11 protein-coding genes are annotated in these 12,426 nt (G+C 53.7%); 1 reads left to right on the top strand and 10 read right to left on the bottom strand.

Translation table 11 applies throughout. The features are described 5' to 3' along the window. The 10 genes from ACR0FE_RS00005 to ACR0FE_RS00050 form a co-directional block, all read right to left on the bottom strand. Positions 1–806, bottom strand: an 806-nt coding sequence (locus ACR0FE_RS00005; RefSeq protein WP_480910109.1) for an IS5 family transposase, incomplete at its 3' end; no start/stop codon positions are given. A 961-nt stretch (positions 807–1,767) separates the two neighbouring features. Next, positions 1,768–2,754 (bottom strand): type II secretion system F family protein, encoded by a 987-nt coding sequence (locus tag ACR0FE_RS00010; protein WP_480910110.1) that lies wholly within the window; start codon positions 2,752–2,754, stop codon positions 1,768–1,770. A 16-nt stretch (positions 2,755–2,770) separates the two neighbouring features. After that, a complete protein-coding gene (locus tag ACR0FE_RS00015) occupies positions 2,771–3,739 on the bottom strand; it encodes a type II secretion system F family protein (protein ID WP_480910111.1) in 969 nt (322 codons plus the stop codon). Further along, positions 3,736–5,124 carry a TadA family conjugal transfer-associated ATPase gene (locus tag ACR0FE_RS00020; protein ID WP_480910112.1) on the bottom strand — a complete coding sequence of 463 codons (1,389 nt, stop codon included), beginning with the start codon at positions 5,122–5,124 and terminating at the stop codon, positions 3,736–3,738. Before ACR0FE_RS00020 ends, ACR0FE_RS00015 begins: the two co-directional genes overlap by 4 nt. Positions 5,125–5,138: 14 nt before the next feature. Next, positions 5,139–6,365, bottom strand: coding sequence for a CpaE/TadZ family protein (locus ACR0FE_RS00025; RefSeq protein ID WP_480910113.1), 1,227 nt, complete (start codon positions 6,363–6,365; stop codon positions 5,139–5,141). Continuing rightward, positions 6,365–7,012, bottom strand: coding sequence for a TadE/TadG family type IV pilus assembly protein (locus ACR0FE_RS00030; RefSeq protein WP_480910114.1), 648 nt, complete (start codon positions 7,010–7,012; stop codon positions 6,365–6,367). Before ACR0FE_RS00030 ends, ACR0FE_RS00025 begins: the two co-directional genes overlap by 1 nt. After that, positions 7,009–7,506: a TadE/TadG family type IV pilus assembly protein gene (locus ACR0FE_RS00035; RefSeq protein ID WP_480910116.1), complete on the bottom strand. Its 498-nt coding sequence runs from the start codon at positions 7,504–7,506 to the stop codon at positions 7,009–7,011. The genes ACR0FE_RS00030 and ACR0FE_RS00035 overlap by 4 nt, the downstream gene beginning before the upstream one ends. Before the next feature lie 12 nt (positions 7,507–7,518). Then, entirely contained in the window at positions 7,519–9,057 is a 1,539-nt protein-coding gene (locus ACR0FE_RS00040; RefSeq protein WP_480910118.1) for a TadE/TadG family type IV pilus assembly protein, read from the bottom strand. A gap of 8 nt (positions 9,058–9,065) precedes the next feature. Continuing rightward, on the bottom strand, positions 9,066–10,025 hold the full coding sequence (gene cpaB / locus ACR0FE_RS00045; RefSeq protein WP_170676618.1) for a Flp pilus assembly protein CpaB: 960 nt from the start codon (positions 10,023–10,025) through the stop codon (positions 9,066–9,068). Positions 10,026–10,160: 135 nt separating this feature from the next. Continuing rightward, positions 10,161–10,337, bottom strand: a complete 177-nt coding sequence (locus tag ACR0FE_RS00050; RefSeq protein WP_170616089.1) for a Flp family type IVb pilin — start codon at positions 10,335–10,337, stop codon at positions 10,161–10,163. Between the two features lie 522 nt (positions 10,338–10,859). Here ACR0FE_RS00050 and ACR0FE_RS00055 point away from each other — a divergent pair. Further along, positions 10,860–11,690: a helix-turn-helix transcriptional regulator gene (locus ACR0FE_RS00055; RefSeq protein WP_480910121.1), complete on the top strand. Its 831-nt coding sequence runs from the start codon at positions 10,860–10,862 to the stop codon at positions 11,688–11,690. The last annotated feature ends 736 nt before the right edge of the window (positions 11,691–12,426 follow it).

Raw genomic sequence — 12,426 nt, forward strand, 5'->3', positions numbered from 1 at the left:
ACACAATGCATCTTGGTCTCGACGCGGCTCCGGCGGTGGTAACCGCTCCATCTTCGCCAGAGGGCGCGGCCGAGGTATTTCGATGCCCGCAGCGCCTCGTTGCGAGCTACGGCACCAGCGGTGATGGTCTTCCATGGCTTGGCGTTCTTGCCGGGCGGGATGACGGCGTGGGCGCCGCGGTCAGCGATGGCATCGTGGCAATTGCGTGTGTCGTAGGCCCCATCTGCCGTGACGATGCCGATTTCCTGGTCCGCCGGGATCTGGCCGAGCAGGTCGGGCAAATCCGGTGCTTCACCAATGTGGCTCCCGGTGATCTCAACAGCCCGGATCTCCAGCGTTTCCTCGTCAATCCCGAGGTGGACCTTGCGCCAGACGCGATGCTTCGGGCCACCATGTTTGAGGGCGTGCCATTCGCCTTCGCCCTCGACCTTGATGCCGGTGCTGTCGATCAGCAGGTGTAGCGGACCCTTGGAGCCGCAATACGGGATATTGACGGCCAACGTCTTTTGACGGCGCGACAGCGTGCTGAAGTCGGACACCGTCCAGTCGAGGCCAACCAGTCGAAGCAGACTTTCGACGAAGCCAGTTGTTTGCCGGAGCGCCATCCCGAACAGCACCTTCATCGAAAGGCACGTCTGTATAGCGGCGTCGCTGTAGATCTGCTGGCGGCCACGCCTGCCTGTCGGCGCGCCATCCCAGCTCATCTCTGGGTCGAACCAGATCGTCAGCGAACCCCGGCGCTTGAGCGCTTCGTTATAAGCTGGCCAGTTCTTGGTCCTGTAGGTTGGGGGTGTAGGTCTGCTCATGCATCCCAGCTACCACACTGGATTCACAAGATGAATCCCTCACGCGTTTTGTGCAACAGAGCCGATTGCGAGACTTCGATCAGTGAGCGCGAGACGATTATCGGCGAGTGCTTGCTGCAATCGAAGAGCTTCCTTCAACTTTCCAGAGCTGGTACGTTAGGTGATCAATTCCCGATACTAGCAAAGAAGAGATATTGGTGTTCGCGGAAGGAAAAGGAACTTCGCTCAGCCCCGGGGATTTCTTCCCAATAGCAAAGAGGCGGAGGCCGCAAAATGAGGCATGCAACCTCCGCCCAAAGGGTTTCGTCATCAAATCAACAATCAATATGCCAAGCAATTTGGGATCATGATTTGGCCATTACACGGCAAATCAAAGAAGGCGGATTGCTATGAGAATCAACCAGATCGGGCCTCTCACCTCGCCTCGCCTCGTCGACATAGAGAACTTAGCGGGAGGACACTGAAACACTTCTTGTAATACCCAGTAGTTACTTGGTTGCAGTATGTAGAGTGTTTCTAGGCCGAAATATTCTACGGGCCGATACATTTTCAACACGTGTATTGACAAAAACAGACAACACACAATACCACTCAGGACAGCATACATTTTGGGAAATATGTAGGCTGCCCTATGGGGGTTTACCTATAAACATAAGGTTTCATGGGCGCTAGTTCGATTGTTCTAGATGCTTCTCGACCGCACCAAAAATCCTTTTAAAGCAATGTAAAATTACCCTGAAAGTGAGGCGGATTTAGGCTGCCTTAGATTGCGTCCCGCGCTTGGCAAAATATGCTTGCTGGCCATGTAGCGCTTTACGTCTGTGAAATAATTGATCTGGCGGATCGTTGAGGCAGTTTTTTGCAAGCCGAAGGTCACCGGAGCATATCCGAATTCTGGATGTGGCTAAAGTCACCACGGAATGACCGCTTAGTCGAAGATCTCATTACCACCAGCTTTGCATCACCCAAACATGTTCACCCAGCGGATCAGCATTGGCGCAAGGCAAATCAACAACAAAACGGGCATCATGCACATGGCCATAACGGCGGACATTTGCACTGGAAGGCGGTTTGCCTTTTCCTGAGCACGTAGTTCGCGATCAAGCCTCATGTCAGTCGCAAACCTGCGCAACGATGCGGAAATGCTGGTGCCATACTGGTTGGATTGCAAAAACGCGTTGGCAAATGAACTCAACTCGTCGATTCCGACCCGGTCGGCCATGTCAAGAAAGGCGGCCTGTCGTTCCTTGCCCGCCTGCAATTCCAGCTGAAGAATTGAGAACTCCTGCGAAATCTCGGGCGCCGCACTTGCCATCTCATGTGACACACGGATCATCGCTGCATCAAAACCCAGACCGGCTTCAATTGCCACCTGCAGCAGATCGAGTGCGTTTGGCAGGCTGTGTTCAATTGCCTGGCGGCGTTTCTTTATGCGAAAGCGCAACCAGATTGCGGGTCCATAGAAGCCCGAGACCATCAAAACCGTTACGATCTGCAATGTGTTCATCCAAGTAACACCCTGCAATATGCCGGCGATCCCCAATTGAACCTGGGTTTCTATTGGCAGCGCCATGGCCGCGACAAACGTGGCCGGAAATACAAATCCCAAAATTACACGGCAGCTGTAGTATGTGCGAATGGCGTGCTTTCGTTGAATGCCAGCCTGTCTTAGAAGCTTGCCAATCTTGGAACGTTCGTTCTTCGACGACGGAACGAACGCCTTGAGAAGCCCGTGCGGATCGCTGTTGTCGCCTTGAATGAGGTCAAAATCCTGACCGTGCCCACTTGAAACTGACCCTCCACGCATGCGCTGCGCCGCAGTGTTGTCGGCCTCGGTTAACCCGGACAGGCCCATGACAACAAAGAACACGCTAAGGGCAACTCCGACGAGCAAAAAGAACTGCGGCGAGAGGCTTTGCTCACTCAGAAACTCTTGAATAATATCCATATCATCAGCCCTTTTTTTAGAACTTGAACTTAACCAAGCGGTTCAAGATGAGCCCCTGAGCAATTGTCAGGCCTACAATCACGCAGGCGAAATAGGGAAACAGTGGGTCATTGCGAACGTCGCCGTAGAAGGTAGGCGTGGAAATTTCGATCGATAGGTAGATAATTACCGGCAAGATCGTGAGGATCAGGCTGCTCAGACGCCCTTCAGCGGAAATCGCCTTGATTTTCTTCTGCATTGTGTGCCGATCCCTGATGGTCTGAGACAGGATATTAAGAACCCGCGCAAGGTTGCCGCCGGTTCCATGCTGAATGCCAATACTCACGGCAAGGTACTTTGCGTCCTCGGTGCCAACGCGTTGCGCAAAGTCGTGAAAGGCAGTCGCGACATCATCGCCGTAATTGATCTGGTCTTTGATGATGCCAAATTCCGTGCCGATTGGATCCGGCAAGTCCGTTGCGACGTTTCCAACCGTAACAGCAACCGGATGACCAACCTTCAATCCCCGGGCCATCAAATCCAGAGCGTCCGGCAGTTGTTTTGTCAGCTTCTTCGATCGAGCGTTCTTCATGGCGACCAGCACGATGAACGGCCCAACGAGACCGAGAACCGCGCTCAGAAGGGCTGCCAATTCCTGGACGAGAAACCGGGACGCGCCTGCGAATGTCAACAAGGCCAAGAACACGACTGCGAGGGCAGCCCATATCGGACTGATCGTTAACCCCGCTTGAACGAGCAAACGGCGAAAACGAACTATTGGACCGGCTTTTTCTCCGGCGGCGAGCATCGCGGGATCCCGAAGGACTTGCAGTACTTGATCACTTGAGGCTCCGTCCTGAATCATCTTCATGCGCCGGTTCCTGGCTTCGCTTTGGGTTTCCCTGCGAAGCAGAAGCTGGTGCAGACCCTCGTAAACCAGCAGAATGCCCAGAAAAATCGCGATGTAGATCAGAATGTTCAGTGTATTTGGTTGCAGATCAATCATGACGTCATTGCCCCGCGAATAAACATATCGCTATCCACATCAATGCCCGCGGCAACCAGTTGGTCGAAGCATTTTGGTCGGATGCCGGTCGGCAGGAACTCTCCCAATACATCCCCGTTTTCAGACTTTCCGCGACGTTTGAAAACAAAGATGTCCTGCATGGTGATCGTGTCGTCCTCCATGCCGGTGATTTCCGAAATGCTGACGACCCTGCGTGTGCCATCGCTGAGGCGGCTCAGTTGCAACACGATTTGGATGGCCGAAGCGATTTGAGACCGGATGGTCTTGATGGGCAATTCTGCCCCCAACATAGTCACCATCTGTTCCACCCGGCTGAGCGCATCACGCGCTGAGTTTGCGTGAACGGTGGTCATCGACCCGTCATGGCCGGTGTTCATGGCCTGAAGCATGTCAAAACATTCAGCCCCACGAACTTCCCCGACAATAATGCGATCCGGCCGCATCCTGAGCGCATTGCGCACCAGATCGCGTTGAGTGATCACGCCCTGGCCCTCCGAGTTTGGGGGGCGGGTTTCCAGACGAACCACATGGCTTTGTTGCAGCTGAAGTTCGGCGGCGTCCTCGATTGTTACGATACGCTGATTGCCGTCGATAAAGGATGAAACGGCGTTTAGCATCGTTGTTTTGCCGGAACCGGTGCCACCGGAAATCAGGATGTTCAACCTTGCTTCGACCAGCGCCTCCAGAAGCTTGGCAGCTTTGCCGTTCATGCTTTCTCGCTGAACGAGCTTGTCGATCGTCAAAGGATTGCGCGAGAATTTGCGGATCGACAGCGCAGGCCCGTCCACGGAACACGGGCGAATGATTGCGTTGACACGGCTGCCGTCTTCCAGGCGCGCATCGACCCATGGCTGGGATTCATCAATGCGACGACCAACTTTGCTGACGATCTTGTCAATTATCCGAAGCAGATGGCGTTCATCGCGAAAGCGTGCCGTCGATTCTTCTAACAAACCAAAGCGTTCCACGTAGACTTGATCATATGAGTTGACCAGAATGTCGTTGACCGTCGGGTCTTCCAGAAGTGGTTCCAGCGGACCCAGCCCCATCACTTCGTGAATCAACTCGTCGACCAGTGATGTGAAAGCCTCGGACCGCAAATGAAGGTTTTCCGCCTCGATCAGGCCTGTCACCAACGATGCGATCTGACGTTTCAGCTCCGACCGCTCAACCTTGTCGATCACGGACAAGTTTAGCCGGTCAAGAAGTTCGCCGTGCAAACGGCTTTTGAGCTCCAGATGCGCTTGGAGATCAACGTCCACGGGTTCCGGAGTCACCTTGGGCCTGGGTACTTCGATTGGCTGCTCAAGGACCAAGACATTCGAATTGGATGCAGCCTTGCGTGATCTATACTCATTGAACACGGTGATCTCCTTTTTTAATTCGTTTTTGTTGCCACGGGCCGAACGTCTTCAGACATCGCGCCAGCAAGTTTTGTCAGGGCTTTGCCAAGGTCGGATCCCGGCTTCATGTCCACGATGGGACGCCCAAGATCGACTGAGTTGCGGGCGACCTTGTGGTTCTCGGGCAGCCAGTGTTTCAGCTTGGTTTTCAGGACGTTCTCTGCCTCGCGAACGTGCCCCGGCTTGAGCAGAGTCTTAGGTTCGCGGTTGACAATAACCTCGACCGGAAGAGAGACATTGGCTTCGCGGTAGAAATCAATCAAACGTCGCGCTTGGCGCACGCATGGCACGGTTGTGTCAGTAACCAACGCAAGCTGGGTCGCACGCTTGAAAATGGGTTCGACCCATTCGACAACGGCACAGGGCAGGTCGATGACAATATAGTCGTAACGACGTTGAAGCAGATCGAGCATACCTTCGAGAAGGTTCGTATGTATCGACTGAAGCGGAACCAAAGGGGCAGGCGCGCAAAGCACGTCGATGCCGAGTTTGTGGCTCTGAAGGATCGATGACAGGAAATGGTCATCGGGATCATCCGAGTTTTCGATGAACTGAAGGCACCCTCCGTTGTCTTCGAGATCCAGGAACACGTTTGCGTTTCCGAATTGCAGATCGAAGTCCAAAAGTGCGACGCGTTTTTTCTCGGTCTTCCGAAACAAGGAGCCCTTGCTGCCAACCAGCGAGCACGCAAGGTTCACCGCAACAGTAGACGCGCCGATACCGCCACGGGATTTTGCAACCGGGATAACCCGACCCAAGGCGGACAGACCGTTCCTCGTCGGAAGCTGCGGGGCGCTGCGCGATATGGTTCTTTCACTGACCGCAGCTTTCAATCCCTCGCCATCGATCGACAAGGGAAGCACTTCGTCGATACCAATTTTCCGCAGTTCACGGGCTTTGGTGATCGAAAGATCATTCTGCGTCAGCGCCACGAACAAGGTGTCATCATCGCGATGCGTCAGCAGTTCTTCGACGGCTTGTACCTCGCCCGAGTCATCCGGGTCGATTTCAAATATTACCACGTCATGCTTGAACGCCATTTCGCGGGCGGTTCCGTTCAGTGTTTTGAACGAGCCAGCCAATTCAGAAACTTTGTTTTCTCTTACAGCGGGAAACGCGTTTGCGACCGCCTGCGCGATTGTTTCTCCTGCTGACAGAAGCATGACCGATTGTGACTTGAGATCTGAAACGTGGTTACTCATTACCCTGACTCTCCTAATGCAAGGTCTTCAGCAGGCAGCGAGACGCTGAAATTGGAATAGCTGGCTGTCGAAGAGATTGTGCTGCTTGTCGCACCCGCGGCGTTGGCCAAAGCGGCCAGAGGCGACACGAACTGAAAATCACTCAGGTTCAGTTCAACAGTGACCATGGGTGTGTAAGGGCCGCCCAGAAAACCCAGATTGGAATTGAAATCATAGGAAAATTGCAGTGCGCTGATGGTTGTGCCCGGTGGCAGAAGCGGACTGACGCGATCCCAGATTTCCGACGCAGTGGCGTTGGTGGCGATACCTGAACACGCCGGGGTCACGGGATCGGCGCATATGCCGACCGAGGCACTGCATGAGGTGCCGAAACGGGGTTGGAGCGCAGATGTTCCTCGCGTGTGAGTTTGCGGAACGCCAGCACACGCAGGTGGACGCACCACGGCGATACGAGCGGCCAACTGCGCTGCTTTTTGTGCGTTCACTCCACTGTACGAAAGCCTGCCAAAGTCCAACAGTGCAAGGAACAGAAAAGAAAACAACGACACGACCAGAGCAAATTCGACCAGAACGCCACCATGCTGCTCTTGCAGGAATGAGCGTCCGCTCTGTCGAAAACGCGCGTGGATATCCAGCAGGCGTCTCATTGGCCAAAAATCCGCGATGTATCAGCGACGTCCGTGGTCACTGATGTCGCGCCGCTGCCGAACAGCGTCAGGATGCCGCCCAGCGGAAACTGAATGGTGATATTGGCACTCACCTGGCCAACAGGGGCGGGGTTCATTCTATAGGTGCCGGACACGCAAGACAGGCTTGGCGTCACGGAATTGACCGTCACGCTGGACGGAAACAGGTTATTTCCGTTGATGTCCTGCTCAACAATGCTTTTCAAAGTCGTGGTCAGCCCCGCAACAGAGCCACCGGATTTGCAGATATCTGCAGGTGTAACTCGCGACAAGTAGCGGCTGGCATCGCGCACACCGGCAATAACCGACTGGTACGACCACATAAGGCGCGCCGACTCCAGAGTTACGGCCAATAGAAGCAACATGACCGGCATAACAAGGCCGAACTCGACAAGGATTGCGCCGTCGTCGTTCCTGGCGAAACGTTTGAAAGGAAATCTGTGCCTCATACTCATGAACGTACGCCTTTAACGATACAACTGTACGACGTCGCGGAAGATGCCACCGAAGCCATTACCGCCGCTCCCAACACCGGTGACATCCGGGAAGCCGACGACCTCGCCGTGAATGTCAAAACTGGGTGGCGAGCTGCCATCATCGCCCACCGGTTCCGTCAGGAAGACGGCAACGAATTTTGTTACGGGAACCCCGGTCGTCGAACCGGAAACAGGGTTTTGTGCGCAATCAACGCCGGCCGCTGTTACAACGCGCCGCGCCGGGTCATTCGACATTTGGCTTGAACACATTGGGCGGCCGGTTTCGGCAAGCGAAGGATCAAGGATGGCGTTTGCGTTTGGTGCTGCGTAAGGGTTTGTATTTCCGTAGGCAATTTCCCGAAGATACATCCCGTATCGCGTGCCCGCGAATACTGAATTCGACCCTGACAACGGGGGCAGGTGAGTGTCACTGCCAACACCGTCTGCCAGCCCATCGGCCAGATCGTGGTTCTGGTTCAGGTAGCCGGCCCGATCCCAGGTGCCATCGCCGAAACGGTTGTTTCCGCCGCAGGTACCCGCCGCCATGCACAGGTCGCGACCAAGGCCGGTTGTGTCGGGTGTCGGTTGTTCGTTGCCTTGAATGCAAGCGCCGCCACCGTTCTTTTCAATGCCCTTGATCACGTTCGGCGCCGGTGCGAAATCTATGTTGTTTTTCTCGCCATTGAGAACAGAGCGGTAGATGTCAAAACGCACGTTGAATGCCGCGTTTGTGATGCCGACTTTCTGCCCTGGTTCCGTGTCCAGCCCGTTGGTGAGAATGCACTGGGTGATCTGGTTTTGCGCCGCGATGAGGCACGCCAGTTTGTTACCTCCTTCGTCTGCACACACACCCGAGGTGTCCTGGAAGTTTGCCAGATCGATGAAGCCAAAATTACCGGGCCCCCAGGCAGTACCGTTGCCGCCACTGCGAAGCAGGATTTGATCGCCGACTGTCAGAGTGGACTCCCAATTCGGCGGAAGGCAGAACATGAGAGGTGAAATATCGCACGCGGCTTTCGAGTATCCGGCCACCGCTTCGGCCGAAACGCTGGCCGCCGAGAAACCGCTCCCTCCAAGCATTTTGTCCAGTGCGGAAGCAAGGCTCATGCTCAGCGATTTCGGTGTTAAGACGACGTGCGCGAACTTTGCTTGACGCGGGTCTGTCGTGAGGTCCGCGCCGAGCGGCGTAAGATCTGAAGCAGGAAGCGCGGAGTGAAACGAGAGGGTATAGTCAGATGAACCTGAAAGCGCGGCGCTGCCATTCGCAAATGTCTGACTGTCACTAATCAGATTTGCCGCCGCATTTGTGGCCCGCGAAATCGCATTTGGTTGTCCGTCCAGCTCAGCGGCCGCAGCCAGGGCCACATTGTCCGCAAACGACTGAAGCTCGGCATGGGTAGAGTTCAACCGGCCAACATCCAGAGTGATCGCAAAGAAGCCGAGGAAAGCGACCAAGGCGGTGCCCCACAGGATTGCTACCGTACCACGGTCATCCTTGATGAATTCGGATATGAAAGCAGCTACTCGCATGGCAGGGCTTACTGGCTGGGTGCCTGGCTGATTTTTATCGTTCGAGCGCGAGGTTTGACCTGCGGCGTCGCGACCGCCGGTGCAAGCTGAGCATCTTTCTGGGGGGTCGTTTCCAGTTCGGTGACAGGCTCGGCTTCTGTTCTCTCTTCCGCTTCGTTGAGCTGCCTTTGGATGGTTACAACCTCGGTCTCGGTTCCGCGACGGACCGTTACAGTTGGTTGAGCTTCGACTTTCTCCACCGGGCCTTCTTCCTGCAGAAGATCGCGCAGGCGAACCATTTCCATGGGTTCATCTTCAACATTATCCAGTGTTCTGAGCGTCAGACTCAGTGTTCCAGCCTTTTGAGCCAGCGCCAGACGTTGTCCCTGCTGTGGAGTGACCTCAACGGTTATCGTCCGGGCGATCTCAGGTTGATCGCTGAGTTCCTCTGACTGCTGATCCACGCCAATCACGCGGATGTTCTGCAAGATGGTCACCGCGCGAAGTTCCTGCTTCGCACCTTGTGTCAGGACGATGTCTACATGATCGCCCGGCGTAACAAATCCGCCAACCGCAGTCACGGCATCGACCTCGATCGCCATGGCGCGGGTGTTTTCTCCAAGTTTCTGAACCAGCGTGACTTTTTCACCAAAGTTCGAAACCTTTGAAAGAAGCATTACTTCGCCGGGGTAGAACCGCCCTTTGGCGCGGCGCAATTGGCGGCGGTTGTCGGGAACAAGAACGTCAATTTCCGTGAAAACTCCGGCCGGAAGTGCTTCGCGCGGCCAGGGGTGGATCGTAACGTTGTGAGCTTCGATCGTTTGGCCAAATGCGATCTCCGATCGGGCCACATAAATTTCGACCAAATCTGCATCAGGCGATACGCTTGCCGTGTTGGCCTTGAACTGAATATGGTCTTTCGCCAGGTAAACGGAACCGGAAGCTATCGCAATTCCAAACAGCGTAGAAATGATTGGTCTGATACGCATATCTCTCTCCAAAAGTCTCGCACTCAAATACGGAACTTCGGTTTTCCTGTTTTTGCGAAATTCCTGGCGGTAAATTCTGCGCCGCCAAACTTGAGAGAGGGCGCAGAATTCTTTGATGTTCTGACCTGGTTTCGGTCAGCAGGTTGCACTGCCCAAAGCAGCACAGGCACCAGTCACGTTTGTATTGGTGGTAGTGCCCAGATACGAAAATGCACCGACTGCAATCGAGGCGACCACCAAAAGGGCCAGTCCGTACTCAACAATTGCCGCACCGCTTTCGTTCTTAGCAAACTTCTTCACAAATTTGATCATTATTTCCCCCAAAAGGTTAAGTTAGTTTCAACGCTCCACAGTAATGCAGCGCAAGCCAGGCAAAAACTGCTTTAGCTTGGAATCAGAATAGGGGCGAGGGAAGCAGCATCCTTCCCTCAAAGGTAAATATATTACACGCAAAGGATGTAAGTTGTATGTTGCTATCACTTAGAGGATTAAAAGAATTAACCCAGCATTAACAGGGCGTTAAAGCGCAAAAGAATCATCTCGGCTGTCAACAATGGCTCGGCCAAGGCTTCAATTGTAATCAATTTGATGGCCAGTTTTGGGGTGTGGAAATTTTTCTCTGGAGGGAGCTTGGTAGTTGAGAATATGCAGAGATTTGAAAAAAATAGATAAATATGAATGAGTTATAGTAATCTGCTTGTGGCCCGTTTGAACGCGGATGTGCGCCCTGCGCGGTGAAATCGGTTGCTCATGGGTTACGTGTAGAACAAATTTGTCGTCCAGGTTCGGACGTGTTTGGTTCGAAGATTTTTTTATCTAGTTGGGTTGTGGGGTATGAGTGTCAGTTTTGTTAAGAGCACCCACGCGAGGGACAGTTTTAACTTCGTGATGGAGTGGACGCGGGCTGTAAATAACAATGGCTCTATTCTAAATGCAGCAAATTTTTTAATGCGCCTGCTAAATGCGGATGCGCTTTTAATTGTCAGGGTTTCGAAAGCTGGTTGGAAAGTTAAGCACATTGCACGGTGTTGCGTCCAACAAGGGAAGATATGGCCGTCGCAACCTCAAACCCAAGCGGAATTGGTTTTCGGGGATTGCATCTCAAATGCAAAGCCGGGATCTATCTGGAAATTAACGGACATGATGCTATCCGGTGCGGCACCAATGTCTCGCTATCAATATCATAAACCTGAAGGGTTGGTCGAAGTCATTGTGGTTCCGCTTGAGACAACCGCGTCACATATCGACTACATTGAATTGCACTACAGTGTCAGCCCTCTGGGACCCGATCTGGATTTGTTAGCTGTTTTGACTTCAACTCTTTCGTCTGGATGGAAGAACCGTTTGCCCGGTGCGATTTCTGCAAAGTCCGAGCAGCCCCGCAGCCATCGTCTGTCCGAAGACAGCGGCGGCGACTATGTCCCGATCCTTGATCCTCAGAACCCGGCGGCGCTCAGCAGATGCGAGTTCCGGGTTTGTGCGATGATGAGGGAAGGAATGACAGTAAAGCTAATCTCGGAAACTCTTTCGGTTGGCCCCGCAACTGTTCGTTCACACCTCAGTTCAATATTCTCTAAAACCGGAACGTCCAATCAGGTCGAACTATTGCACCTGCTAAATCGGAACGCCCAAGCTGGAGGAAAGCTCAAGGGTTTTGCTTGTTGACAAGGCAAGCTTGTTACAGGTGTTCGAAGCGTCTTGGCTGACGAAAGAGGGGTCGGCGTGTGAATTGCTCAGACTTTTGCCCGAAGAAACAAACCCTTTTACGTGATGGTCAACTGAACTCAAATCGGGTCATGTGAGTGACGAAGACCCGGCGCTTTCCTTAATTGTCGATGACGTGGAGCGATAGCGTAAGGCTGCCCTGTCGTCGTACAGACGTTCCGGTCTGGCCTAGAGTACCGTCAGGTCCGTTTTTCAAATGCTGCGTCGTTTCTGTTGGCCTCAGCGTCTTCGCGCATCCATTCACGCTCTGATGTGCGATCTATTGCCCATGGCAAGGACGCCGGCCCATTGCATTTTGTTTTTGGGCTTTCGCAAGTGAGACTTTGGGGCAAGGACCCAGCCCGATTTTGCTCCGCTACCGTTGAGAGGTTGCCCGTGTCCCCGCTTGCTATTGCTCTGGCCCTTCAAGGACAACAGGCCGTCACCGTTCTGTAGTATCGTGCCGTTCTTCGTGTTCTTGATATGTGCTGCTGATTGCTATGCCATCCAGGCCCCCATCTTGTGGGAGGTTGGTTGCTACATGTTGACCCAATCCGAGACGGTCGGCATTTGCAAAACACACCGCAGCAAAGTGGTAAGGGTTACTTGCAACATTTAGCGGGGGTAACATGGTGCCTCTCGATCGCACCACTTTTTCAACGAAAATAGATAAGTTACAATAACTAACGTTCATTTG

It is taken from the genome of Ruegeria sp. K7, from assembly GCF_056531785.1.